The sequence below is a fragment of the Sulfurimonas sp. genome (assembly GCF_026991475.1).
Lineage (GTDB): Bacteria > Campylobacterota > Campylobacteria > Campylobacterales > Sulfurimonadaceae > Sulfurimonas.
This window is the reverse complement of sequence record NZ_JALXBK010000107.1, coordinates 23494-49347: the sequence shown is the minus strand read 5'-3', so window position 1 is coordinate 49347 and position 25854 is coordinate 23494. Positions and strand designations below refer to the sequence as shown.

At 34.7% G+C, this 25854-nt stretch carries 26 protein-coding genes; 2 read left to right on the top strand and 24 right to left on the bottom strand.

The features are described 5' to 3' along the window. The 16 genes from fliG to ilvC form a co-directional block, all read right to left on the bottom strand. Positions 1 to 1029, bottom strand: a complete 1029-nt coding sequence (fliG, locus tag MV589_RS09365; protein WP_297434212.1) for a flagellar motor switch protein FliG — start codon at positions 1027 to 1029, stop codon at positions 1 to 3. Further along, entirely contained in the window at positions 1029 to 2747 is a 1719-nt protein-coding gene (fliF, locus tag MV589_RS09360; protein ID WP_297434210.1) for a flagellar basal-body MS-ring/collar protein FliF, read from the bottom strand. The genes fliG and fliF overlap by 1 nt, the downstream gene beginning before the upstream one ends. Before the next feature lie 18 nt (positions 2748 to 2765). Then, positions 2766 to 3860, bottom strand: coding sequence for a histidinol-phosphate transaminase (gene hisC / locus MV589_RS09355; RefSeq protein WP_297434208.1), 1095 nt, complete (start codon positions 3858 to 3860; stop codon positions 2766 to 2768). Beyond that, on the bottom strand, positions 3857 to 4939 hold the full coding sequence (gene pheA / locus MV589_RS09350; RefSeq protein ID WP_297434206.1) for a prephenate dehydratase: 1083 nt from the start codon (positions 4937 to 4939) through the stop codon (positions 3857 to 3859). Before pheA ends, hisC begins: the two co-directional genes overlap by 4 nt. Further along, entirely contained in the window at positions 4936 to 5727 is a 792-nt protein-coding gene (locus tag MV589_RS09345) for an HAD-IIA family hydrolase (RefSeq protein ID WP_297434204.1), read from the bottom strand. Before MV589_RS09345 ends, pheA begins: the two co-directional genes overlap by 4 nt. 2 nt (positions 5728 to 5729) lie before the next feature. Beyond that, positions 5730 to 6941 (bottom strand): diaminopimelate decarboxylase, encoded by a 1212-nt coding sequence (gene lysA / locus MV589_RS09340; protein WP_297434202.1) that lies wholly within the window; start codon positions 6939 to 6941, stop codon positions 5730 to 5732. 58 nt (positions 6942 to 6999) lie between these two features. Further along, positions 7000 to 8073: an LptF/LptG family permease gene (locus MV589_RS09335; protein ID WP_297434200.1), complete on the bottom strand. Its 1074-nt coding sequence runs from the start codon at positions 8071 to 8073 to the stop codon at positions 7000 to 7002. A gap of 2 nt (positions 8074 to 8075) precedes the next feature. After that, the gene (pth, locus tag MV589_RS09330; protein WP_297434197.1) at positions 8076 to 8624 is read right to left on the bottom strand and encodes an aminoacyl-tRNA hydrolase; all 549 of its coding nucleotides are present in this window, start codon (positions 8622 to 8624) and stop codon (positions 8076 to 8078) included. A gap of 6 nt (positions 8625 to 8630) precedes the next feature. After that, on the bottom strand, positions 8631 to 9167 hold the full coding sequence (locus MV589_RS09325; protein WP_297434195.1) for a 50S ribosomal protein L25/general stress protein Ctc: 537 nt from the start codon (positions 9165 to 9167) through the stop codon (positions 8631 to 8633). Positions 9168 to 9223: 56 nt separating this feature from the next. After that, positions 9224 to 10390 carry a type IV pilus twitching motility protein PilT gene (locus MV589_RS09320; RefSeq protein ID WP_297434194.1) on the bottom strand — a complete coding sequence of 389 codons (1167 nt, stop codon included), beginning with the start codon at positions 10388 to 10390 and terminating at the stop codon, positions 9224 to 9226. Further along, positions 10387 to 11370: a transaldolase gene (locus tag MV589_RS09315; protein WP_297434193.1), complete on the bottom strand. Its 984-nt coding sequence runs from the start codon at positions 11368 to 11370 to the stop codon at positions 10387 to 10389. The genes MV589_RS09320 and MV589_RS09315 overlap by 4 nt, the downstream gene beginning before the upstream one ends. Positions 11371 to 11419: 49 nt before the next feature. After that, positions 11420 to 12730 carry a sensor histidine kinase gene (locus MV589_RS09310; protein ID WP_297434192.1) on the bottom strand — a complete coding sequence of 437 codons (1311 nt, stop codon included), beginning with the start codon at positions 12728 to 12730 and terminating at the stop codon, positions 11420 to 11422. Positions 12731 to 12741: 11 nt separating this feature from the next. Then, complete coding sequence (locus MV589_RS09305; RefSeq protein ID WP_297434189.1) at positions 12742 to 13680, bottom strand: aminodeoxychorismate synthase component I; 939 nt, start codon at positions 13678 to 13680, stop codon at positions 12742 to 12744. 9 nt (positions 13681 to 13689) lie between these two features. Beyond that, positions 13690 to 14559 carry an aspartate carbamoyltransferase catalytic subunit gene (locus MV589_RS09300; protein ID WP_297434187.1) on the bottom strand — a complete coding sequence of 290 codons (870 nt, stop codon included), beginning with the start codon at positions 14557 to 14559 and terminating at the stop codon, positions 13690 to 13692. Between the two features lie 21 nt (positions 14560 to 14580). Then, a complete protein-coding gene (gene bioD, locus MV589_RS09295; RefSeq protein WP_297434185.1) occupies positions 14581 to 15228 on the bottom strand; it encodes a dethiobiotin synthase in 648 nt (215 codons plus the stop codon). Positions 15229 to 15530: 302 nt separating this feature from the next. Next, on the bottom strand, positions 15531 to 16553 hold the full coding sequence (gene ilvC, locus MV589_RS09290; protein WP_297434183.1) for a ketol-acid reductoisomerase: 1023 nt from the start codon (positions 16551 to 16553) through the stop codon (positions 15531 to 15533). 157 nt (positions 16554 to 16710) lie between these two features. Here ilvC and MV589_RS09285 point away from each other — a divergent pair, with 157 nt between their 5' ends. Further along, positions 16711 to 17361, top strand: coding sequence for a hypothetical protein (locus MV589_RS09285; RefSeq protein WP_297434181.1), 651 nt, complete (start codon positions 16711 to 16713; stop codon positions 17359 to 17361). Beyond that, on the top strand, positions 17352 to 18089 hold the full coding sequence (locus tag MV589_RS09280; RefSeq protein ID WP_297434180.1) for a hypothetical protein: 738 nt from the start codon (positions 17352 to 17354) through the stop codon (positions 18087 to 18089). Before MV589_RS09285 ends, MV589_RS09280 begins: the two co-directional genes overlap by 10 nt. Before the next feature lie 24 nt (positions 18090 to 18113). Here MV589_RS09280 and ruvX read toward each other — a convergent pair whose 3' ends face one another. The 8 genes from ruvX to MV589_RS09240 form a co-directional block, all read right to left on the bottom strand. Beyond that, entirely contained in the window at positions 18114 to 18515 is a 402-nt protein-coding gene (gene ruvX / locus MV589_RS09275) for a Holliday junction resolvase RuvX (protein WP_297434178.1), read from the bottom strand. A 2-nt stretch (positions 18516 to 18517) separates the two neighbouring features. Further along, a complete protein-coding gene (gene mnmE / locus MV589_RS09270) occupies positions 18518 to 19855 on the bottom strand; it encodes a tRNA uridine-5-carboxymethylaminomethyl(34) synthesis GTPase MnmE (RefSeq protein WP_297434176.1) in 1338 nt (445 codons plus the stop codon). A gap of 2 nt (positions 19856 to 19857) precedes the next feature. Then, positions 19858 to 20745, bottom strand: coding sequence for a Jag N-terminal domain-containing protein (locus MV589_RS09265; RefSeq protein ID WP_297434174.1), 888 nt, complete (start codon positions 20743 to 20745; stop codon positions 19858 to 19860). 2 nt (positions 20746 to 20747) lie between these two features. Then, entirely contained in the window at positions 20748 to 22349 is a 1602-nt protein-coding gene (gene yidC / locus MV589_RS09260; protein ID WP_297434173.1) for a membrane protein insertase YidC, read from the bottom strand. 3 nt (positions 22350 to 22352) lie between these two features. Further along, positions 22353 to 22676: a membrane protein insertion efficiency factor YidD gene (yidD, locus tag MV589_RS09255; protein WP_297434170.1), complete on the bottom strand. Its 324-nt coding sequence runs from the start codon at positions 22674 to 22676 to the stop codon at positions 22353 to 22355. Further along, entirely contained in the window at positions 22657 to 22986 is a 330-nt protein-coding gene (gene rnpA / locus MV589_RS09250) for a ribonuclease P protein component (RefSeq protein WP_297434335.1), read from the bottom strand. Before rnpA ends, yidD begins: the two co-directional genes overlap by 20 nt. After that, positions 22983 to 23117 carry a 50S ribosomal protein L34 gene (rpmH, locus tag MV589_RS09245; RefSeq protein WP_297434168.1) on the bottom strand — a complete coding sequence of 45 codons (135 nt, stop codon included), beginning with the start codon at positions 23115 to 23117 and terminating at the stop codon, positions 22983 to 22985. The genes rnpA and rpmH overlap by 4 nt, the downstream gene beginning before the upstream one ends. A gap of 78 nt (positions 23118 to 23195) precedes the next feature. Further along, positions 23196 to 25772 (bottom strand): ATP-dependent Clp protease ATP-binding subunit, encoded by a 2577-nt coding sequence (locus MV589_RS09240; RefSeq protein WP_297434166.1) that lies wholly within the window; start codon positions 25770 to 25772, stop codon positions 23196 to 23198. Positions 25773 to 25854 lie beyond the last annotated feature (82 nt).

Below are 25854 nucleotides of genomic sequence, written 5' to 3'. Positions count from 1 at the left end.
CTACTCTATCATCTCTTCGGTTGAACCCATTTGGATTGTTCCTGCTTCTGCAAGTTGATTCACAACTTCAACAATTTTTCTTTGTGCCGCTTCAACCTCTTTCATTTTTACAGCACCAAGGAATTGCATCTCTTCAATGAATGCTTCACGTGCTCTCTCACTCATAGCAGAGAAAAATTTCTCTTTCAACTCTTCTGGAGAAGATTTGAGTGCTAACATCAGTTCTGCTTTATCAACAGCTTTAAGCGTCTCTGTAATTGCGGTCTTGTCAAGCGAAACAATATCTTCAAATGTAAACATCATCTCTTTAATTTTCGTCGCCAACTCTTCATCTACCTGCTCTATATTTGCAAGTGTCGCCTTAGAGTTTTTCGCGCCAAGACGATTGAAAATATCTGCAACAGCTCTCGTACCACCAACTTCAACTTTATATGAAGCAAGAGATTCAAGTTTTGATTCAAGAACTGCTGAAACACGCTTAATAACTGAAGGAGATATATCTCCAAGTTTTGCCATACGCATAGCCACTTCACTTCTAAGTTCATCTGGAAAATATTGTAAAGTATCAGCCGCTTCAGTTGGATCCATATGTGCTAGAATAAGCGCAATTGTTTGAGGATGTTCATTCACAATAAAATCTGAAAGTTGTTGTGGCTTAATCTTAGAAAGATAGGCAAAATTTTGTGTATTTTGCATACTTTTTGAGAGTTTGTCCAAAATCTTTTTTGCCTCATCCTGTCCAAGTGTTCTATAAAGTAATTCTCTGGCATACTCCATACCACCAGAAGTAATAAACTGCCCAGATTGAAAAATTGCATGAAACTCTTCAAGAACAGCAGTAGCAATCGCTTTATCTATTGTCGTATTTGTTGCAATATATTTTGATATTTCTGTAATACTATCAACACTCATATTTGAAAAAATAGCAGAAGTCGCATCTTCACCAAGCTGTAAAAGAAGAATAGCAATCTTCTCTGCGATAGACATTTCATCAAATGAAGCTTGCAGTTGTGGGGTCAATGTAGCCATTATTTTTTCTCCGTCTTACTATTTGAAGTAGGAATCTCTGCTTCTTCGCTCAAAAGCGCTTCTAAAAGTGATGCTACCTCTTCAGGAGCTTCTTCTGCCATATTTTTAACTTTTTCCAGTATAACCTCATGTTTGAGACTATCTTCATCAAAATTAGAGTTCATACCTAACTGGTCTTCAACTTTTTTACGCATAGCCTGCACTTTTTCAACCAAATCATCTTCCTCATCATCTTCAATATCTAATGATGGAGCTTGCAGTTCTTCATCTTCTTTGGAGACTTCAAGCATTTTATCTGCAAATGGAGCAATAACTTTTTTATAAAGAATTAAGAGTAAAAGCAAGACAAAAATATACTTAAATAGCTCAGAGAATGGTGCAATATAAGTTTGTGTAAAGGTGAGCGCTTCATCTACACTATTTGGTTTTACACTGTTTCCTCTATCAAACTGTAAATTTTGAACAGTTATTTTATCGCCCCTGGCTTTATCTATACCAATTGATCTACTTGCAAGTGCGGTAAGGGCATCAATATCGGCTTTATCAAGAGGAACATATTCTAACTCACCCGTAGATTTACCATCTTTACCTATTTTTGTTTTATATTTACCATCTACCACCACTGCTGCTGTAATTCTTTTCACACGTGCAAATTGGCTTTTCGTTGTGCTTACTGTTTTACCCACTTCATAGTTTGTAGTGCCTGTACTTTTTGAGTACTTTTGGATACTTTTTTTAGCATTTAGCCCTTGTACTGGACCAATATTACTTACAGTACCAGGAACTCCTCCAACCTGTTTTGGAGAAAAGCCTTCTCTCTTTACCTCACTTGTCTGTTCACTTCTTACAACATTTTCAGGGTCATAACTCTCTGAAGTAGAATTTTTAACAGAAAAATCAAACTCAATACTTACCTGTGCAACAACTTTTTTTCTACCACCAACAAATGGAGCGATAACATCAATAATTTTTTGCTGTTTTTTACGTTCTTCTTTGAGTTTATAATGCTGTTGTACAACAGAGAGTTCATCCATTTGAGAGAGTTCATCATCATCACCTAGTGTCAGACCATCACTACTTACTAACATTACATTTGAAACTGTAAGTCTTGGTACCGAGGCAGCAACAAGATTTTTAATACCACGTATCTGTTTTCTACTCAATGTTCTGTCTTCAACAAGAGTAACCATTACTGAAGCAGTAGGATCAGCTTGTTTTTCAACAAAAAGTGTCTCTTTTGGAAGTGCCAAGTTTACCGTTGCATGTTCAACTGGAGCAAGTGCAGTAATTGTACGAGCAAGTTCACCCTCTAAGGCACGAAGTTTTTTAATATTTTGATCAAAACTCGTTGCCCCAAACTCTTGTTTATTAAAAAGTTCAAAACCGACACCATTATCTTTTGGAATACCTTGTGCTGCAATTGTTATTCTCTCTTTATAAACAACATTTTTAGGTACTTTTATAGTATTATTATCTCCTACCTTATAAGATATACCATCTTTTTCAAGTTGTGCAATAACTTTAGCAGCATCTTTTGAACTTAAAGAATCAAATAAAACTTTATAATTATCATCTGCACTCTTCTTTGCAGTATAAACAACCAAAAAAATCAAAAATGCGACTATACCAACAATAGCAGCAGCTATAATCATTTTTTGTTGTTTCGTAAGCTTTGCATACAAAACTGATAACTGTGAAAAAAGTACTTTAAAATCCATTAATTTCTCATATTAAATTTATAATAATTCAGAGCAAAGGGCAAAAAAGCGATCATTTTGTTCTTTTGTTCCAACTGTTACACGAATAGCATTCATTCCATAGCCTTTAAGATTTCTAACAATCATACCTCGTCTTAAAAGTGCATCAGAAAGTGTAGTAGAGTCTTGGTCTGCATTTAGAAGAAGCGTAACAAAATTTGTATAACTCTCAATTATATCTATTTTTTGCTCTTTTGCAAACTCTTCATAGCGTTTCATCTCCTCAAAACTTAAAGCGATACAATTGTTTACAAATTCTTCATCTTCAAGTGCTATGCTGGCCGCTTCTAATGAAAGTGTTGTAATATTAAAAGGAGGTCGTAATTTGTAAAGTTCTTTAATAATATTTGCACTTGAAATACCATACCCTACACGCATACCACCAAGTCCATACGCCTTAGAGAATGTTCCCAAATAGATAACATTATCAAATTTTTCTATAAGTTCTTTTGGTGAAACACTTTTAGACTCATCTTTAAATGCCCCATATTCCATATAAGCACCATCAACTACTACAAGTGTATCACTGTCAATTTTTTCTAAAAATTCCATCATATCTACTGCGTTTAGGGCATCACCTGTCGGATTATTTGGTGTACATAAAAAGATAATATCTGGATTTTCTTTCTTATAAAGAGTGTAAAATTCATCCAAATTATGCTCTTGTGAAGTTGTACGAATAACCTCTGCACCAACATGTTTTGCATAAATCTCATACATAGCAAAAGTAACACTATTTATAAGTATTTTTGCATTTTCATCTGCTTTTGCATGCATAATAAACTCAATTACTTGATCGCTACCACTTCCAATAATAAGATTTTCATCTAAAATATCATATTTTTTTGTAAGTGCATTTTTCAATTTCATCATAGAGTCATCAGGATAAAGTGCCATATTTTGCACTATATCACCAACAGCTTGCTGTACCTTTATAGAACATCCATAAGGATTCTCATTTGAGGCAAGCTTTACTATATCTTTTGGCTCTATACCAAACTCACGAACTACTAGCTCTATTGGCTTTCCAGCTTCATAAGTCTCAATACTCTCTAATTTTGTATTAAATTTCAATCTTCACCCTTTACATAACTTCCAAGCCAAGTTACTTCCTCAGCATGTTTTTCTACTATTTCTTTTATTCTCTTCTCATCAATATGACCATAAAAATCTATATAAAACCAATATCCAAAACCATTTTTATCTCGAGAAGGTCTCGACTCTATTTTAGATAAATTTATATTTTCTCTATCAAAATCTTGTAAGAAATGCACCAACGAACCAGCCTCAACAGCATCTTTTAAACGCACTAAAATAGAAGTTTTATCTTCACCACTTATCGCATTTTTAAAATCACTTAAAATGACAAAACGGGTTGTATTATCAACCGAGTCTTCTATATTTGCAAAAAGAGTAGGCACACTATAGAGTTTTGCAGCAATATGAGAACAAATTGCTGCTGCGTTTTCATCTTGTGCTGCTAAAATTGCAGCCTTTGCCGTGGACTCTACAGGAATCTGTTCAACATCTACAAAACCATGTTCAGACAAAAACTCTCGACACTGCCCAAATCCTTTGTCTTTAGAATAAATTTTCTTAATATCTTCAAGCTTTTGTGCCTTAGTAGCAAATGAAATATGTATAGGCATATATAATTCTGCTACAATTTTTACAGAACTTTTTGCAAGCAGATCAAGCGTCTCGCCCACAATGCCATCACGGGAATTTTCAATAGGCACTACTGCAAATTTTGCACGCTTTGACTCTAAAGTTTTAAAAACAGATGCAATGGAATTAAGCGAAAGATAATCACTCATAGCACCAAAACGGCTCTCTGCTGCTTGATGGGTAAAACTTCCCTCTGGTCCAAGGTAGGCAATGCGTTCTGGTAGTTCTAAGTTTCTTGCAACAGCAAAAATCTCTAAAAATATCGCTTCAATAGCACTTTTATTTAAAAGACCTTTTTGCTCTTCATTGAGCCTGTTAAGACGCTCAATAATTGCTTTTTCTCGCTCAGGTCTATAAATTGCGCCGCCTGTCTCTTTTTTTATCTCTCCAACACGCTCAACAACACTCATACGCTTGTTTAGCAACTCTAGCATCTCATTATCTAAGGCATCAATAGCTACACGGCATTCATCTAAAGTTTTCATATGCTTACTCCATTTATACTTTGCAAAACATCATACATATCTGTTTTAATCAAATCTGGTTTGAGGGCATCTTCGAGCGAAGGAACTATCTCTTGTGCATTTTTATACTTTCCACTTGTCACAAAAAGAGTTTGCATACCAAGCTCTTTTGCGCCACCTAAATCACCAGTCACATCATCACTAATGATTGTAATTTTCTCAAACGCAGCACCCTTATCTTGAACTCGTAAGCGCCTTAGTGCCTCTTCATAAAAGCTAACGCTTGGCTTGCCAACAACTTCATAAGAACAAGACGTAGCAAATGCAAGCATTTTGAGTATTGCACCTACACCAGGATAGCGTTTGTTGTTTTTTGCATAAATTGATGTCTCATGCATACCAACAAGCTTCGCACCACTAAGTAAAAAATCTATCATCTGCGCATATTCATCAGCACAAAAATCCTCTTTAATTGCAATAAGCACCGTTTTTGGATTTTTATAATCTAAGAGATAGCCCATTTTTTGCAAAGTATTTAAAAATTGCGTTGCACCATAAGCGGCAACTGCCTCTTTTTGGACACGCGATTCAAGTATCATTAAAGGATCAAGATACTTCTCATAAGAGAAATTAAAACCTATAGATTTCAAATACTCATAAAAATCAAGCGACGCACATTTGGTGTTATTTGTAATCACCATATAGGGAATATTTTGAGTATTAAGATACTCAATAAACTCTATACTTCCATGTATTGGAGATTTATCTTCATCGCTGATAAGAGTACCTTGAACATCTATAAAATACAAATTTAATCCTCTAAAAATTCTGTTTCAAGCGCTATGAGGTCTTCAAAATTTTCTCGTCTTCTAATGAGCCTTGCTTGAGAGTTTTCAACTGCGACTTCAGCACTTCTACCACGTGTATTATAGTTGCTTCCCATACCAAAACCATAAGCACCAGCACTTTTAATAACAAGCAGTTCACCACCTTTAAGCGGAGGCAGTGCATAATCTTTTGCAAAAAAGTCTCCACTTTCACAAACAGGTCCAACGATGTCTACCTCTCTTAGCTCCTCTTTTGAATCACTTAACGCTTTTATTTCATGATATGCACCATAAAGAGAGGGACGGAGTAAGTCATTCATTGCGCCATCAACCACTACAAATTTCTTCTCACCATTTTGTTTTTCATATAAAACTTTTGTTACAAAATAGCCTGCATTTGCAGTTAAAAATCTTCCTGGCTCACATAAAATAGTCAAATCAAGTCCAGTAAGTGTTCCTAATATTGCCTGCGCATAATCATAAGGCTCAATGGTCACTTCATCATCATACTTAATACCAAGTCCACCACCAACATCAAAGAATTTTAACTCTATATCAAGAGCTTCAAGTGAACGGATTAAATCTGCCACAATCTCTGCTGCTTCTCGGATTGGTTGGAGCTGTGTAAGCTGCGAACCAATATGAAAATGGATACCTACAGGATCTAAATTTTCAGAATTATTTGCTTGAATATACATTCGTTTTGCAGTTGAGAGATCCACTCCAAATTTATTGTCATGTAATCCTGTAGAGATATAAGGGTGTGTTTGAGGGTCAATATTTGGATTTACACGAATACTTATCCGTGCTTTTGTATCTAACTCTATTGCTATTGCTTCAACTCTTTGAAGTTCTGCATCACTCTCAACATTAATATATAAAATATCTTTCTCAATTGCTTCGCGAATCTCTTCATCACTCTTTCCTACACCAGAAAAAATAATTTTATATGCAGGAATACCTGCCATGAATGCACGACGCACTTCTCCAATAGAGACACAATCTGCCCCACTACCCATCTTTGCAAAGTGCTTGATAACACTAAGGTTTGAATTTGCTTTAACGGCATAGGCAACAATGGATTTTCGTCCACGAAATGCCTCTTTTAATTTTGTGTATTGTGCGCTCATATAGTCAAAATCATAAACATAAAGAGGTGTACCATACTCTTTTGCTAATGCTTTAAAATCAATCATATTAAAATTCCAAATCTTTTTTATTGATTTTAACTAAAATGTGCTTATAAGTGCCTGACTAGGTAGTAGGTTTTCTATGACGATGCCATTGCCATGCAGCCACTAATCCAAGTAAAATTATAGGCAAAATCACTCCTACTTCACTTGGTATTGTTTTATTAATAGAGAGTTCTATTAATGCGAATAATACACCCCAAATTAGCAAAGTGGATAAAATTGCCCCAAAACTAAAGAGTGAAACATTTAAAAATCGAACACTCATTGGAACAAAAAAGAATATAATAATAATCAATAAAGGAGCAAAGAATGGGTAAACAAATATCTTGTAAAGAGCACCTTTAATTGTACTTGTATCAATATTTTGATGATCTAAAAGTAAAATGGCATCAATGGCATTTTTAATTGTAAAATTGACCTTTCCCTCATACACTTGATCAAGCATTTTAGGCCTAAATCCCTTTAATATCTCTAAATTTTTAGCTGCGTTTAGCTTAATTCCATGAGATGAAAAAGTCATATTGTCTGGTTTTGTAATAATATCTGCTTTTTTAATTTGCCAAGCATTTCCCCTATAACTCGCTGATTTTGCTTCCAAAATTGACTTAAGAGAGTTGTTTTTTACACTAAAAACACGAATACCAATTGCCTTTTCCTGCAGTGGTAATAGCTCTTCAAAATAGACATATTTACCTTTATAAGCAAAGAAAAGATCTTTTGTGGGATTAAGATATTGTTGTGTACTTCTAATGTTGTTAGAAAACTCATCTGCTCGTGCAAATTTTGACCAACCATGGAGTGAAATAAAGAGTAAGGTAATTGAAACGGAAACAACAACAAAAGGACGTAAAACATCTACCCTTGAATAACCTAAAGAGTAGAATGAAACAAGCGCATTTGAGCGAATAAGAAATATTTTTGTAGAGATCATTCCAAACACAAGAGCAAGAGGAAGTAACATATCTATGGCAAAAAATGCTTTATAAACAAGATAAATGAGTAAAAGGTTGGCTGAAATCGAGAGTTTTGCACTGTTTCCCATATAATCAAAACCGACAAAAAAGAGTGTCAATGCAAGTAAAATAATAAGAAAATATTTTATATAATGGAGTGCAATATAGTTAAATTCTAACATTGCTAAGAGACCTTAATTGAGTATTTTGCCCGAGTATCTTCTAAGGAGTGTGTAAGTAAAAAGTCCAAAGAGTCACAAGTATGTTCTATTAATGCAGGAAGTTTTTCTAACTGTTCTTGGCTAAATTCACCTAAAACATATGAGACAACTTCACCCTTATGTTCAGGTTTACCAATACCAAGTCGAACACGAATATACTCTTTTGATATATGAGCATCAATAGATTTGAGTCCATTGTGACCACCATGCCCACCACCTTTTTTGAAACGCAGCGTTCCAAATGGAAGATCTAAATCATCATGTATTACAACAACATCTTCAATTTTGTAAAAATTTTTCACTTTTACAACTGATTCACCAGAGAGATTCATATATGTCGATGGTTTTAATAAAAAATGATTTTGAAATTTATAGAGTTCACCTTTAAAAGATGAAGAAGAGAGTTTTATTGCTGCCTTGCGTTTAATAAATGCATCAAGAACCATAAAACCAATATTGTGACGCGTATTTGCATAGTCGGAACCAGGGTTCCCTAGTCCAACTATTAACATATTTAACTACTTAGCTTTAATGATACTTAGTACAGATACACGATCTGAATCTGTAAATGTAACATTTTCAGTTGCATCAATATCACGAATAAGTTTAGAATCTCCAACATCCATATCAGTTACATCAATAGCAATTGTTTTTGGAAGATCTTCAATTTTTGCTTTTACTCTTAATCGTCTTTTTGCAATATTAAGAAGCCCTTTATTTTTAAGTCCAATAGCTTCACCAACAGCTTCAACTGGAACCATATAGTGAGTTGTAAGACCTGGTTGTGCTACCATTAAATCTACATGTAAAAGTTTTCCTGTAACAGCGTGTGACTCATATGATTGAACTACAACATTCATTTCATTTCCATTAATTGAAACTGGAAACGCCAATGTCTCTTTATTACGAACAGCACGGATATACTCATTATCTTTAAACGCAGCATTGATATTTTCAAGCCCTTTTCCGTAAATATTCGCAATTAGATAACCATCACGGCGAAGTGCTTTTGTGCCCTTTTTGCCAATACTCTCTCTAACTATACCTTCTAACATATGAAGTCCTTTGTTTTTTAAAATAGACGCAATATTATCTTAATTTTAATTAATTTCTACTTTAAATCAAAAATATCATTATCATTTATTTCAAGAGTAACATTTTCTGACATTGCTCCACTTGTAAGTCCATTGATTTTAAGCTCCAAATCAGATGCACTTGTAGCATTGTCTAGTGCCTGTTTCCTAGATATAACACCCTCATTATAAAGGTCTAAAATAGCCTGATCAAAACTTTGTGATTTATAATGCTCTTTTCCGGCTTCAATTACATCTCGTATTTCATAATCTCGATTTTCCATAATAAGTTTTTCAATCGTAGGAGTTCGTACAAGTACTTCCATAGCAGCACGTCTCTTTCCATCAACAGTTGGAATAAGCCGCTGAGATATAACACCCTGCAATACACCTGCTAGTGACATACGCACGCGGTTTTGCTCATCCGTTGGGAATTGCGCAATAATACGGTTCACCGTCTCTTTTGCATCAATTGTATGTAAAGTAGAAAAAACCAGATGTCCAGTATCAGCTGCATGCAACGCTAGATTTATCGTCTCTCTATCCCTCATTTCTCCTACAAGAATAATGTCAGGGTCTTCACGAAGTGCAGCACGAAGTGCAGCACCAAATGAGTTCGTATCTTGTCCAACTGAGCGCTGGTTTATAATGCATCCCCTATCTTTATGGACAAATTCAATCGGATCTTCAATGGTAATAATATGCTTTTTACGAGTAAGATTAATAGAATTCACCAAACATGCTAAAGTCGTTGATTTTCCACTTCCTGTTACACCAGTAACAAGAACCAAGCCTCTCTCTTTAAATGCAAAATCTTTTACAACGTCAGGAAGATGCAACTCTTGGGCACTTGGTATTTTAACGGGAATAACACGAAAAACTGCAGAAACCCCTTCCATTTGAAAAAAGATATTAACACGAAAACGGTTATTTTCATCAAAAGGATAAACTAGGTCTAGCTCTTTCTTTTCTACAAATTCAGCAAATCTTCCGCGTAAAAGTTCCTTGGCAAAAGTAAGTGCATCCTCTTTTGAGAGAATACCACCAGAAAACTGTTTTATCTCACCATTTATACGAGCACGGATTACGGAGTTTGCTTTTATATGAAGGTCACTTCCTCCAACTTCAATCATCTTTTTCAGGTGTGCTCTTACCTTTTTCAACTCTTCAAAAGTAAGTTTACTCACATCTACTTCAACATTCATAATGCCTCCAATATTTCCTTAAATGCATCTTTAAATGCCTCTAATCCATCTTCTATCTGCTTATTTAGCACCTCATCTAAATTAATACCTGCTGCTTGTATATTTTTAAAATGAGACTCTATAACTTCAATAGAGATAGGCAGTGCTTTATCTTTTTTTGCATCTTTATCAAATGCTTTTATTGTGGCAATAGGTGCTGTATTTACTGTATTGTACGCTAAAAGTTGTTCCACATAATAGTAAGGAGGTAACGAGTCGTCTTTTACACCTGTACTAGCAAAAAGAGCCCTGCAACGAGGAACTTTTAGTGCTTCTATCGCTTCGTATATCAAGGCAGTGTTATAGATACCAGTAAGTGCCGTTGGTAGACCTTTTTCTTGTAATATTGCATCAATAGCACGGTCAATTCTACTCACAAATATACTTATTACACTATCCACACTTTTACCAGCTTTCGTTATTCCTCTTGTAAACGCAGTGGCACAGCTCAGTGCCTGCTCCTTTTTAAATATAAGCGTTGCGTTTACAGGTATGCCTACAGCGATTAACTCTTCCATTGCAATATAACCAGCATCTGTAGCAGGTACTTTTATCATTACATTTTTTCGCTCAATTGCCTTAAAAAGACGCTTACCCTCTGCCACCGTCGCCACAGCATCATCACAAAGAAAAGGATCCACTTCGATGCTAACATACCCGTCATCACCTTTTTTATATAAAGGTTCAAGAACATCAGCTGCTTTTTGAATATCAAATATAGCGACTGCTTCATATTTTTCTTTTGCAGATAGCGTCGCATCTAAAGAGGACAACTGTTGTTTATATGCAGGTGAACTTAAAATGGCATTTTTAAATATTGCCGGATTTGAAGTAGCTCCATTTACAATTTTTTTCTCTATTAACTCTTTAAATTCATTTTCAAGATAATCTCTTTCAATAAAATCTGCCCAAAGTGAAAACTTCAAATCTTCTATATACATTTATCAATCGTCCTTAATTTTTAATTATTATAACCCAATAAATATAAAACTAAGATAGTGTTTTTGGAACTCTAATTTTAAAGACCGTCGAACCATCCTTAGAAAAAACTTCAATATGGGTATGAAACTGCTTCTGCATTATCATCTGGGACATATAAAGACCTAAACCTGTTCCATTTTTTCCTTTTGTACTAAAATAAGGCTCAAAAATAGATTCAATATTATTTTCATCAATACCACCAGCATTATCATGCACTTCAATAAGAACATTATCTTCCTCATTTAAAATCCGAACAACAACTTTAGGAGTTTGAACTTTCATCGCTATAAACTCATCTATTGCGTTATTTAGAATATTTAGCAGTACCTGAATTATTTCATTTACATATGTTGTAATAATTATTGGTTTTTCTACATCAATTTTTATTTCAATATTCGTATCTTTCACTCTTGGCAAAGTAAAATTAATGACCCTTTTTACTAAATTTATAACATCTATTTTCTTTAGCTCTTTTTGAGGATTAAAATAGGTCTGAAAATCATTTATGGTATCTGAGAGATAGACGGCGGTATCACTTATATTATTTAACACCCTGTCAAGTTCTTCGTCACTCAGCTTTACGTTTAGTGCCCGTTTTACCTGAAAATTTGAGATATTAAGCGTGACACTCGAGAGAGGCTGTCTCCACTGATGCGCTATCATACTTATCATTTCACCCATTACTGCCTGTTTAGACTGAATTGTAAGTAGCTTATCTTTTTGTTTCAACTCCTCAAGTTGTTTTTTTAAAATATTTTGTTGTGACAAAATAGTAGAATGGGCTTCTTCCATTCTTCTTTTATAAAAATAGACAATTATACTCACAATTACCAGAACAAAGGTAAAATAAAAAAGCTGAAAGAATGTATAGTGTATAGCAATAAATGGCTGTAAGGGTGCCAGCAGAATCATAAAAATCAAAAAGAAAAACCAAACAAAGAAAATTTTAATTTTAGGCATATAGAGCATTACAATCGGATAGGTGAAAAACCAGAGAAGCTTCATATCTTCAGGGGTGCTTATATAAACCAATAAAATAAGTAAAATAGAAAATTGAGTTGTTGCCAGTGTAGAAACAAGATTATAAAACTGTTTATCTTTTCGCAATAGAAATAGTAAACAGATATTTATACAAAAAAGAAGAAATTCAAAACTTCCCAATGCATGATTATCTCTTACTAAAAAATTTATAAATACCCCATACAGAACAGCAATTGATGATAAAACAATAGCAATATTCATCATCTGAAATCTATTTTTTAATGCATCATCATCCACGAAGTGCCAACCACTTGTAAAAAAATTCTCTTGAATACTCACTCTACTCTTCCTTATGGCAAATATATTTTATCTAACATCTCTTGATACTCTGATTCTGCGCTACTATCAAGCGTTACACCACCGCCACTTTTGTAAAAAAACTTCTCTTCTCTTTTTTCTATAAAGCGTATCATCACGCCACTATCAAATGATTTTCCATCATAAATACCAAAAACCCCACTAAAAAATTTTCGCTCATACCCTTCAATCTCTTTAATAATTTTGAGCGTACTCTTTTTTGGTGTTCCACTGATACTTCCAGCAGGAAGCAAAGATTTCAAAATATCACCCAAGTGTTCATGCCAATCTTGTGCTAGTTTTGCACTTATTTTAGAACTTACTTGGAGTAGTTTTTTCTCGCCTGCATCTATCTTTGTAATATAGCGAAATTTTTCAACTTGTACCTCTTTTGCAACTATTGAGAGATCATTTCGTAATAAGTCCACTATCATAACATGCTCTGCCATCTCTTTTTCATCTGCTAAAATCTTCTCTTTAGCATTTTTAATAGAAGAGTCAATAGTCCCCTTCATAGGAAAAGTTGCTATTGTATCACCTTGAATATGAATAAACGTTTCAGGAGAGAAGCAGGTAAACTCATCTTTATAGCGTAACTTATAGTGTGCATTTGCAAGTGTGTACATCTCCTTTAAAGAGAGATTCTTCTCAAGTGGTGTCTCTTGGGTGAGATTTAAAAGGTAAGTCTCCCCTGATTTTATTTTTTCAATAACATAATCAAATTTCTTTTTGTACTCTACAAAATCTATAGCTCTTAAACGCAGTCGATGGGGATGCTCAGATACAATATAATTTGCATCAATTGTAAACTCTACATCTTCACTCTCTAACTCATTAAGAGGAATAACTTCAATATTTTTCGCCTCAAAATCACTAATAAATAAAAAAGGCTCTCTTTTTGATGCTAGAGAGTTAATCCGCTCGAAACTCATTGGACTCTTTTAAGCAATAAGCTTTTTTAAAATAGCCATACGAATATTTACACCATTTGTCACTTGTTCTAAAACCTTACATCTTGGATCTTCAAGCATAACATCAGAGATGTCTATATTTCTATGCACTGGCCCAGGATGCAGAAGTATGATGTCTCTGTTGCCCACTAACTCTTCTGTAATACAAAAATCACTCGCATAATCTTTCAAAGAGGCATAACTTTGAGAGGAGTGTCTCTCTGTTTGTGTTCGTAGACTCATAATAGCATCCACTTCATCAATAATATCTTCGATGTAATGTGTAAAACGCAGTGAAGTTTTTGGCAAGAAATGAGGTGGAGCGACAAGAATGACCTCCATTCCAAAACGAGTTAAGAGTTCAATATTAGAGTTTGCAACACGGGAATTTTTTATGTCACCCACTATAGCAATCTTTTTACCACTCACATCTCCAAAATGTTCTTTAAGTGTATATAAATCAAGAAGTGCTTGTGAAGGGTGAGCATGTGCGCCATCTCCTGCGTTTACAATGCTAGCTTTTGTATGTTTTGATAAAATTTTAGGAACACCTGCATTTTGATGACGCACAATAATAGCATGAGGGCCCATAGCATCAAGATTCATCGCGGTATCTACAAGCGTTTCACCTTTTTTGGTTGAACTCTTTGCCACATCAAGATGAACTATTTCTGCACCAAGACGCTTCGCTGCTATTTCAAAAGAGCTTTTTGTACGAGTGGAGTTCTCAAAAAAAAGTGTAATAATAATTTTATCTTGTAAAATTCTTTCAAAATGCCCATCACTAAATCGCTTTGCATCTTCTAAAAGCGCTTCTATCTCTTCTACACTAAAGTCATCTGTACGAATTAAATGCTGCATATCACAATCCTATCAAATATTTTAGAGATTATACAGGACATCACAAATTGTGTCAATGTCCTTATCTACTTTTAAAACTTCTTGTTGCTTTTTTATAAAATAAGGCTCACTTACTTTTGCAAAATTTTCGTCATTATCACGGCAGTTAAACGCAAGTACACTATTAATATTCTTTTGCTCAAGAGCCTGCAGACTTAGCAGTGTATCATTTATACAACCAAGAGAGCAGTGAGTTACAAGAAGCGCAGAAGCATTAAAAAATCCAATAAGATCTATCATCATAAAACTGTAATCAAGAGGAACCAAAAGTCCGCCAGCACCTTCAAGAAGCAAAACATCACAACGCTCCTCCATCTTCTCTATCGCAGATGTAAGCGTATCAAAATCAAGCATAGCAGCACCAGAAGCGATATAGGGTGCAGCAGGGAGTTCATAAGAGAGGGGAACAACATCTGTAATCTCTAAATCTAAACATTCTGCGTTTAGCTCTTTTAAAGTAGATAAAAGCAAATCACCATCAGGGTAAACGCCAGAAACAACACCCGTTTCTACCAGTTTAATAGCCCCAACACGCAAGCCCTTAGAAGCATACTCTCGTAACATTTTGATGGTAGTATATGTTTTGCCTATATCAGTATTTGTAGCAGTTATAAATATTCGCTTTACCATATTTTTCTTTTTTAATAGATTGTAGCACTAATCAAGAGGGGTGATTAAGCCCTCTTTTTTGCTAATAAAGACGAATGCTAAATACAAACATCAAAATTAGCATGATTAGTACCAATTTTTCATACAAAAAGTTTTCCTTGTATTGAAATCCCTCCCAACACAACCCACTAAAAATTTAGCAAAAAAAAAGGGTAACTGAAAAATCCAGCTACCCTTTACATCTCAATAACTGTGGTAATCAATCACAGATACATAAGGAGACCTCTTGTATAAAACAAAATTATACCATAAAAAAACTAATCTTAGTTTTCGTCTTGGTTAACGATTTTATTTGCAGAAATCCATGGCATCATGTCACGAAGTTTTACACCAGTTTGCTCAATAAGTGAAGCACGAGCATTTGTACGCTCTGCGTTCATACGAGGATAACCAGCTTGACCTTCTAAAATGAAGTCTTTTGCAAATCTACCATCTTGAATCTCTTTTAAGATCTCTTTCATAGCAGCTTTTGATTCATCATTAATAACACGTTTACCAGAAACATAGTCGCCATACTCAGCAGTATTTGAGATTGAGTATCTCATATCAGCGATTCCACCCTCAAACATCAAGTCAACAATAAGTTTAAGTTCGTGAAGACACTCAAAATATGCCATTTCAGGAGCATAACCAGCTTCAGTTAATGTTTCAAAACCAGCTTGAACTAAAGAAGATACACCACCACAAAGAACAGCTTGCTCACCAAAAAGATCAGTTTCAGTCTCATCTTTGAAAGTTGTTTCAATGATAGCAGTACGACCACCACCAATAGCAGAAGCGTAAGAGAGAGCTAACTCTTTTGTATTTCCAGAAGGATTATTTCCAACAGCGATAAGGTCAGGAATACCACCACCACGAACAAACTCAGAACGAACAGTATGTCCAGGAGCTTTTGGAGCAATCATAGTAACATTGATGTCAGCAGCAGGAATAATACTTGCATAGTGAATGTTAAAACCATGACCAAATGCAATAGTGTCACCAGCATTTAAGTTTGGCTCAATCTCATTTTTATAGATTTCTGCTTGATTTTCATCAGGAAGAAGAATCATAATAACATTAGCTTTTGCAGTAGCTTCTGCAACTGTTAGTACTTCAAAACCTTTTGCTTCTGCTTTAGCCCAAGATGACCCACCTTTACGAAGACCTACAACAACTTCAACACCACTATCTCTTAAGTTTTCTGCGTGTGCGTGTCCTTGAGAACCAAATCCAATCATTGCTACTTTTTTGCTTCTGATTAGGTCTAAACTTGTATCTTTATCATAGTAAACATTTAATGCCATTTCATTTCCTTGAGCTTTAGAGGTTTTTCCTCTAAAAAATTTGTCGCATTATACTAAAGTTTTGGTAAAATTATTATTAGAGTAAGCTTAGAAGTTTTTAGAAATCTCTTCGCTTAATTTCATTCTCTGTATAATATGGAAAAAATTCGAGGCAATCATGAAAAAATTCAACCTGTTTAAAGAGATTATTACTGTAAATAGACAAGAACTGCTAAACGCAATCAACACAACAAAAGAGTTTGCAATTAATATTAAAGGTAAAATAAAATTTGCACCCTTTGCAGACAAAGAGATTTTAATCTACAAAGGAGCGCATACTCCCCAAGCTACTAATGCACTGACTCCAACTAAACCAAAAACTCTTAACGAAATTTTAGGAGACAACTATCAAGTTGTAGAAGATGATGATAGAGTTCTACTTAAAGCATTTTCAAACTGGCAAGAGCTAATAAAAGTAAATACACCTCGTGCATCTTATGATGACACGACAGGCGATGGGGTCGATAAGTTTGCAAACGCAGCGCTTGAAGATATTGGATGGAATGCAACAGAATTTGATATAAGTTACAGAAATTTAGTGGAAATACTCGAAACAGAGTGTAGTGGCACGCTTTTATGTATTGAACAAGAAGAACCGTACCAGTTTAGTGGTCTTGGTTTTTTAGCTGATGATGAAGAGGCACAAAAAGTTCTCTTTACTTACTGCCACGAAAAAATTAAAAAGATGATACAAGAGAATCCTCTCTACTCAAAAGATAATCTAAGCGATGATGAAGAAGAGGCTGCAGAGTTTTTTAAATGTCTATAAATAGACAAAAAATTTCAATAGAGTACCGATACAGAGGCTCTATTGAATTTCCAGATACCACTGAAGCTAAAGATATTTTTTTTCGAGTTAAACAAGCCTACGCAAACCATGAAAAAATGAGCATAGCCCTTCTTTTTACAAAATCAAAATTATTAAAACTAAGGAACTATCAAAAAGGTGCATCACAAAAAGAGTTGTTGAATTTGGATTTTTATATAGAACTCGGGGAAATACTAGGGTTTAATACCAACGATGCACAGAAGCTCAAACGCGCAATATTACTAATAAATGACACAGCCTACAGTAGCTTTAACATCACAAAACGCCTTAAACTTATCAATAAAAAGCATAAATCTAAAACAGATAAAAATTATCTTTTTTGGGATATAGAAAATTTTTCCAACATCGCTTCTATTTTTAATGATATTATAGAACCCTACGAAATCGATGATGCACATATCTATCTTGCAGCAAATCCAGATTCGCTATACCTCAAAAAAGCAGAATGGGAAGCAAATCTTTATGACTATTCAAAAACGCTGCACTCTTTTAATTTTACAAAATGTGAACATGGAAAAAATGTAGCAGATGACATTTTACTACAGACATTTGAAGAGTTAGCACTTAAAAATGCAAATGTCTTTTTACTGACTTATGATAGAGAACTCAAAGAGAGATTTACTCAGGCTACTGCAAAAAGCAATAACCTCTTTATTTTGGGAAAATAGTCAATATCTATCATCTTTACAATTTCAACAAACAATCTTTTTTTGTTGTAAAAATCGTTGTAAGATGACCATAGCAGAGATGGAATCCACACGTCCATCACGAATGTACTTTATTTCGCCTTTCATCATATTTTCAGCTTCAAGAGAACTACCTGCCTCATCTTGGTAAAAGACTTCGCCTTTGAAATCCACAAGATTCATAAAGTGTGCAATGCGTCTTCGCATCTCATCTTCACTACTTCCGCCTAACGGTATACCCACGACTACAACATCCACTTCCCATTCATCTATGACTTTTTTCACCTCACTTGAAGCTTGATTACGGTTTTTTCGTATCACTGCGTTTAGGGGAGTTACTATATCTTTATGTGCTGAATATGCAAGACCAATGCGTTTAAGTCCCAAGTCTATTGCAATATATTTCAACACTATTTTCCCAGACAAAAAGAGCCGAACATTTTATCCAGCATCTCATCATTTTCAAAAGGTCTTGTAATACTTGCCATCTCTTTTACAGCCTCATTAAGATGAAAAGAGAAAATTTCCAACTCCTGAAATTCAAGCGGTTCATACGCCTCTTCAATGTTTTTCATTGTTGCTTCTACAGCTGCAATTTGACGTTCAGAAATAAGCATAATTTCATCACTACCATTACTTTTGTCCATAATATCTTCTAGTTTTTCTACAAGCATACTAACATCATCTTTTGAGTTAAGTTCCAAATCAAAATTGAGAGTATCACAAGAAAATGTTTGTGGTAAGTCTATCTTGTTTTTAATCACAATAAGTTCTTTGTTTTGTCCATTTTCTTCTAAAAGCCTGATGATTTTTCTATCTTCATCATCAATCTCTCGAGAAGCATCAAAGAGCGCTACAACAATATCACTCTCTTGTATTGCGGCTAAACTCCTCTGTATTCCTATTCTCTCTATCTCATCATTTGCTTCTCGAATACCTGCGGTATCTACTATTTTAATAAGATGTGTTCCAATTTTTACCTGCTCTTCTATGGTATCACGAGTTGTTCCAGCTATCTCACTCACTATGGCACGATTGTAATTTAACAGGGCATTTAGCAGAGAGCTTTTTCCTACATTTGGCTTTCCAATAATTGCGACACGAAAACCTTGCATTAAGCCTTGACGAGATTTTGAAGCAATAAGTGTCTTTTTCAAAAGAGCATACAGCTCATCAAGTTTTGCTTGAATTTGTTCGACCAAATCTTGAGGTAAATCCTCTTCAGCATAGTCAATAGTCACTTCACTGTAAGCTAAAATATGGATAATAGCATCACGCACTTCTTCAATAAATTCTTTAAGAGAGCCTTTCATCTGTTTTGCAAGAATCTTCGCGGCATCCTCACTTTTGGCTTCAATAAGCTGGGCAATTGCCTCTGCTTCACTCAAATCAATACGCCCATTAAAAAAAGCACGCTTTGAAAACTCTCCTGCATTTGCAAGTCTAGCTCCTGCATCAAGAGTGGCTTTAAGTATACTTTGCGCAACAATAAAACCACCATGGCACTGGATCTCTACAACATCTTCAGCTGTAAAAGAGTTTGGTCCTTTGAAGTAGATAATAATAGTCTCGTCAATAAGTCGATTTTCTTTATCGTAAATAGTGCTAAGTGTTGCATAGCGTGGAGAGAAGTTTTGGCGTTTGCTCAGAATTTTGGCAATTTGAAGTGCTCTATCACCGCTAATACGGATAATAGAGATGGAGCCAATGCCATTTGCCGTAGCAATGGCAGAGATTGTATCAGTCATAATTAGTTGTTATGATAATCGTTAACGATTATATATTTTAGTCCATCTTTTGTAGAGCGTATAACTACATACTTTTGAGGGTATTTTTCTCGAAGCTCTTTAAGCGCTATTTGCACAAGGACTCCATCTAAAATTTTTGTCTGTGCTCTTCCATCTCTATCTATGCTTTCATAAACACCTTCAAGATATCTCGATACTGACTCTTCCTGATTTTTCAAAAACTCTGCTATTTCCAAACGCAACTGCACATCATATTTTGAATTTATCCAGTTAAATATCATGTAAGAGAGTGCTTTATATCTATAGCCCTCTTTTCCTATTAAAAGAGCTGCATCTTCGCCCTTAAATTCAATAAGAATTGTCTCTTTATCATATGCACTAACTTCTATATGCTCAATTTCAAAACAGATAAGTCTAAAGAGTTTATTTATCTCACTTCTAACTTCTAAAGCTATTTCGTCAATATTTTGGTTAATAGAGAGGTGTTCTTCGCGTTCATCAACACTTTCATCATATTCATCATCATAATCTGCAGTATATTCTAAACCACTTGCAAGATCTTCATCCTGCTCATCTTGATCACTTACAAAAGATGCAGGCATAATTGTATCGTTCAAAATATTGTGCGTAGATATTTTTTCTTCTTCATTTTCCACTGAGACACTATTACTCTTTACAACTTCTGTTGCGTTTAGCATCTCACTTTCTCTCTCTACTGGAACATCTTTTTTGACAGTTGCAACAATAATGGCATTCTTTTTAAAAAAGCCCATAAAACCACTGCTTGGAACTTGTACAACTTCAATAGCAAGCTCTGTAACAGAACACTTTAAAGAAGTTGCAGCATCATTAAACGCATCCTCTAGGGTTACTGCTTCTATCTTAATCATTTTTAACTCTCACTCTTTTTTTCAATAGCTTCTTTTAAATCTTCTGCGTTTTTAAATTGCTGATTTACCATATATTGCTGTGCTATTGAGAACATATTATTTGTCAACCAGTAAAGTACCAATCCTGAAGGGAATGTTATAAAGAAAAATGTAAATATAACCGGTAAATACTTAAATACTTTCTCTTGCATTGGATCAGTAAAGTTATTTGGTGTCATATGTTGCTGTGCAAACATTGAAGCACCCATTAAAATTGGAAGAATATAGTATGGATCCATAAGAGAAAGATTATGTATCCATAAAATCCATGGAGCACCCTGCAATTCAACTGAATTTAAAATAGTACGATAGAGTGCAAAAAATACTGGAATTTGTAATACCATAGGCAGACACCCACCAAGTGGATTTGCTCCATGTTTTTTATACATTTCCATTGTAGCTGCGTTTAGTTTTTGTGGATCTTTTTTATGTTTTTCTTTTAACTCTTTAAGTTTTGGTGCAAGCATTTTCATTTTTTGCATGCTTATCATACCTTTGTAAGTCAAAGGATAAAGCACAATTCTAATAAGTGCCGTAAGTGCAATAATAGACCATCCCCAGTTACCAAAAATACTATGTAACCATGAAAGAATTGCAAAAAGAGGTTTTGCTGCGAATGTAAACCATCCATATTCTATAGCATTTGTAAGTACAGGGTCTATCGCCTTAAGTACCTTATGCTCTTTTGGACCAATATAACCATGAAGATTTAGATTTTGATTTGCTTCAACATATATAACTGGATTATCATCTTTTCCTCTTTCTAAGACAACATTTTCATCTTTTTTAAAGCCATATAAGATAATTGCAGTATATTGATCAAAAGAGGAGACAAGTTTTACATTTTGAAATACTTTACGCCCTTCAGCTTTTCCATCTTCAATAATATGAGCAACATCATCGCCTGTGTAAATCATATCACCAGCAACGGCCATCAATTTTTTAGAAACATGAGGTCTATCACCAAGATAGACAAAATAACGAATATCTTTTGAAGTTATTATATGTATATCATAATGACCATCAGGATAAAAAGTAAGTTTTTTTGTTATGGTTACCTGTGGTAATTTTTGAGTAAGAGTTACAGTAACTGGTTTATTATCAAGTTCCACAAGATTACTACTTGCTACATAAGGTACCTTAGATGCTGCATCATTTATGGCATCATTTGCAAATCTAATATAGAGCGGTTTTGTACCATGTGCAGGAATAAGTTGTGCATTAACATGATCACTATTTTGGAATTTACTTTCAAGCATCTCTTTTGATGCTATACGACCTAAAGTGTCTATTTTAAGTATAAACTTCTTATTTTTAACAGTAACAATATCACTGGAAATAGTTTTTTCCATCTTCTCTTGTTCTGCTATAGCATGTCCTGAGGCTTCTTCTACTTTTTTAGCAACACTTGTATGTTCTTTTGTTGTTACAATGTTGTTCGCTTTAGCTACTTTTGCAGCAGCACTCTCTTTTGGTGGAAATATCGCAGTGTATCCTACGAAAAAAATTACAGCTAATAGTACAGCAACTATTAATCTTTGATTTGGTGACATTTTGTCTAACACAAATTACCCTTTATATGAAAAATTTTTTATAATGTAATAACGGTTTTTTTTATTGGGAACCAGCCAATATTTTATAGAATCAACATCAAGATTTTTTGGCTTTAATAAGAGCTTGTCTAAGAGAGGATACTCTATACCACCATCAAAAAGTTGATTGCAACGTAGTATTCTAGTAAAAGAGTGGTAAAATGCACTTGAAATTGAGTTATTTTCAAAATGAATACGTGCATATTCACTACAAGTTGGGTAATAACGACACGAACCGTAACCAATAAGAGTAAAAAACTTCTGGTAAAACCATAAAATTTTAAGTAAAACTTTTCGCACGTGTGAGTACCTTTTGAAAATCATGTTGGAACTCTTCATAAGAGCGTTCAAACAATCCCGTTTTTGCAACAAATATATATGTACCATCTTTGAGAGAATCGGAATGTTCACGAAAGAGTGCACGCATGCGACGCTTCGCACGGTTGCGTTTAACTGCATTACCAAGTTTTTTGGTGGCAGTAAAACCTACTTTGTGAATTCCTTGTTGAGGAAGAAAAAAGAGAACAACACTCAATGAGTGCTGGGTTTTTCCTTTATTATAAACATACTGAAACTCTTTATGGAGTTTTAGTGTCTGAAATCCGCCTATACTGACAATTTTTTACGACCTTTAGCACGACGACGATTAATAAGATTACGACCATTTTTAGTAGCCATTCTTGCTCTAAAACCATGTGTTCTTTTTCTAGGTGTGTTATGAGGTTGGTATGTTCTTTTCATATTGACATATCCTTTTTTAAATTAAGTCCGCAATTTTATTGAAACTTTGCTTAAGATGTGGTTAAAAGTTAAAACCTCTTAAGAGATTTTAACTTCAACTTCACCATTTACCACGCCAAATTCTACACGAGAACCTTCACTAACGCGACCCTCTAAAATAAGATCAGCCAAACGATCTTCTACAATCTCATAAAGAGCTCTTTTTAGAGGACGCGCACCATAAACAGGGTCAAATCCAGCTTCAGCAATATACTCTTTTGCATCTTCTGAGAGGACAAGTTCAATATCACGCTCTTTTACTTTATTTTTAATATCATTAAAGAATATCTCTACAATTCCTTTAATTTGCTCTTGACCTAGTGCATTAAAAATAACCACATCATCAAGTCTATTTAAAAATTCAGGTTTAAAGGCCTGTTTTAACTCAGCCATTACCATATCATCAAGCTCTTTTCCTTGCGGATTATTGATGATTTTATCACTCGCAATATTTGATGTTAATATAATAATAGTATTTGTAAAATCTACTGTTACACCTTTATTATCTGTCAAACGACCATCATCAAGGACTTGTAAAAGGATATTAAAAACATCTGGATGTGCTTTTTCTACCTCATCAAACAAAATTACGCTATATGGTTTTCTTCTGACCGCTTCAGTAAGCTGTCCACCCTCTTCATATCCAACATATCCTGGTGCTGCACCAACCAAACGAGAGACTGCATGTTTTTCCATATACTCACTCATATCTATTCTAATCATAGCATCTTCAGAGTCAAAGAGAAATTTCGCCAAAGTTTTAGCAGTTTGTGTTTTACCTACACCTGTTGGCCCAAGAAATAAAAAGCTTCCGATTGGTCTATTTTTATCACTAAGTCCCGCTTTGTTGCGTTTAATAGCACGAGATACTGCGTGAGTCGCTCTTCCTTGACCTATTACAGTTTTATTTAGCTCCTCTTCCACATTTAAGATTTTATCTTTCTCACTTTGCAACATTTTTGTTACAGCAATACCTGTCCATCTACTTACAATAGAAGCAATAGACTCTTCATCTACAGAGTTTTTAAGCAGTGTTCCTGCCTCTTGCATTCTATCCCATTTGTCATTGAGTGCTTTTTCTTCATCAATAAGTTTAGGAATTTCACCATACTCAATCTCTGCTGCACGGTTAAAATCAGACTGCGCTTTTGCAAGTTCTGCTTCACGGCGTTTAGCTTCTATTTCCACTTTTATAGAAGATATTTTTTCAAATACCTCTTTTTCTCCATGAAACTGAGTCTCTAAACTTCTTACTTTTTCTTCTACATCAGCAAGCTCTTTTTCTATCTCTTCGAGGCGTTTCTCATTCGCTGGAGTTTTCTCCATTTTAAGTGCCTCTTTTTCGACCATAAGCTCTGAGAGTTTGCGTTTAGCCGCACTTAGTTCATTTGGCTCAGACTCTATTTGCATTTTTAACTCTGCAGCTGCCTCATCAATTAAATCAATCGCTTTATCTGGTAAAAATCTATCTGCAATATATCTATCAGACAACTTAGCAGCAGCAACCAATGCACTATCTGTAATGTTTACATTATGATGCGCTTCAAGTCTCTCTTTAATTCCACGAAGAATTTGCAAAGACTGATTTACCGTCGGTTCATCCACAGAAATTGGCAAGAAACGGCGTTGCAATGCTGCATCTTTTTCAAAATATTTTCTATACTCTTTAAGCGTTGTCGCACCAATAGTATGCAATTCACCACGAGCAAGAGCTGGTTTTAAGATGTTCGCCGCATCCATAGAACCCTCAGATGCACCTGCACCAACAATAGTATGAATCTCATCAATAAAGAGAATAATATTTCCACTCTCTTTTACTTCATCAATAACTGCTTTAAGTCTATCTTCAAATTCACCACGATACTTAGCACCAGCAATAAGTGCAGACATATCAAGTGCTATCAGCTTTTTATTTTGTAATGATGTTGGAACATCTCCACTGTGAATTCTTTGTGCAAGACCTTCAACAAGTGCAGTTTTACCAACCCCTGGTTCACCCAGTAACATTGGATTGTTTTTTGTTTTACGAATTAAAATCTGCATAGTACGAGCAATCTCTTCATCTCGACCAATAACAGGAGAGAGTTTTCCCTCTGCTGCCTCTTTTGTCAAGTCAATACCATATTTTGCAAGAGATTCTAAAGTCTCATCTGCACTTTGAGAGTCAATTTTTGCTCCACCACGCGCAGCTTCTATCTCTTTTGCCAAATCCATTGTATTTACATATTTTGGCAATATTTCAGAGAATGGTGCACTCTGTAAATTTGCAAGAAGATAAGTGTCAACAGCAAGATAAGAGTCCCCATTTTTTGCCATTAAACCCTCTGCATTTTGCAAAGTTTTTACAAATTCATGAGAGAGTTTTATGCTCTCTTTTGTAACATTTGAAGATTTTGGAAGCTTCTCAGCCATACTTTTAATGTCAAGCTCCATCGCAACTTTCTCAATCCCCATTTTATTAAACATCTGATTTAGCAGTGAATCAGAATTTGTTAAAAGTGCCCATAAGAAGTGTATAGGTGTCACTTCCTGATTTTTATTATGGAGCGCCAAAGAGACAGAACTCTCAATTGACTCACTCATATTATGTGTTAGTTTTTCAAATATATTATTCATTGTAAAATCCTTATAAATTATTTTTTCTGCTGGTATTATACATACTTCATTCACAAACTTTTGCGACTTAAGTTGCACTAAC

Bases quoted from the DNA above. Each gene is read 5' to 3' on its own strand.
- fliG (WP_297434212.1), bottom strand. From the start codon at position 1,029: ATGGCTACATTGACCCCACAACTGCAAGCTTCATTTGATGAAATGTCT.
- fliF (WP_297434210.1), bottom strand. From the start codon at position 2,747: ATGGATTTTAAAGTACTTTTTTCACAGTTATCAGTTTTGTATGCAAAG.
- pheA (WP_297434206.1), bottom strand. From the start codon at position 4,939: ATGAAAACTTTAGATGAATGCCGTGTAGCTATTGATGCCTTAGATAAT.
- lysA (WP_297434202.1), bottom strand. From the start codon at position 6,941: ATGATTGATTTTAAAGCATTAGCAAAAGAGTATGGTACACCTCTTTAT.
- MV589_RS09335 (WP_297434200.1), bottom strand. From the start codon at position 8,073: ATGTTAGAATTTAACTATATTGCACTCCATTATATAAAATATTTTCTT.
- pth (WP_297434197.1), bottom strand. From the start codon at position 8,624: ATGTTAATAGTTGGACTAGGGAACCCTGGTTCCGACTATGCAAATACG.
- MV589_RS09325 (WP_297434195.1), bottom strand. From the start codon at position 9,167: ATGTTAGAAGGTATAGTTAGAGAGAGTATTGGCAAAAAGGGCACAAAA.
- MV589_RS09320 (WP_297434194.1), bottom strand. From the start codon at position 10,390: ATGAATGTTGAAGTAGATGTGAGTAAACTTACTTTTGAAGAGTTGAAA.
- MV589_RS09315 (WP_297434193.1), bottom strand. From the start codon at position 11,370: ATGTATATAGAAGATTTGAAGTTTTCACTTTGGGCAGATTTTATTGAA.
- MV589_RS09305 (WP_297434189.1), bottom strand. From the start codon at position 13,680: ATGAGTTTCGAGCGGATTAACTCTCTAGCATCAAAAAGAGAGCCTTTT.
- MV589_RS09300 (WP_297434187.1), bottom strand. From the start codon at position 14,559: ATGCAGCATTTAATTCGTACAGATGACTTTAGTGTAGAAGAGATAGAA.
- bioD (WP_297434185.1), bottom strand. From the start codon at position 15,228: ATGGTAAAGCGAATATTTATAACTGCTACAAATACTGATATAGGCAAA.
- ilvC (WP_297434183.1), bottom strand. From the start codon at position 16,553: ATGGCATTAAATGTTTACTATGATAAAGATACAAGTTTAGACCTAATC.
- MV589_RS09285 (WP_297434181.1), top strand. From the start codon at position 16,711: ATGAAAAAATTCAACCTGTTTAAAGAGATTATTACTGTAAATAGACAA.
- MV589_RS09280 (WP_297434180.1), top strand. From the start codon at position 17,352: ATGTCTATAAATAGACAAAAAATTTCAATAGAGTACCGATACAGAGGC.
- mnmE (WP_297434176.1), bottom strand. From the start codon at position 19,855: ATGACTGATACAATCTCTGCCATTGCTACGGCAAATGGCATTGGCTCC.
- MV589_RS09265 (WP_297434174.1), bottom strand. From the start codon at position 20,745: ATGATTAAGATAGAAGCAGTAACCCTAGAGGATGCGTTTAATGATGCT.
- rpmH (WP_297434168.1), bottom strand. From the start codon at position 23,117: ATGAAAAGAACATACCAACCTCATAACACACCTAGAAAAAGAACACAT.
- MV589_RS09240 (WP_297434166.1), bottom strand. From the start codon at position 25,772: ATGAATAATATATTTGAAAAACTAACACATAATATGAGTGAGTCAATT.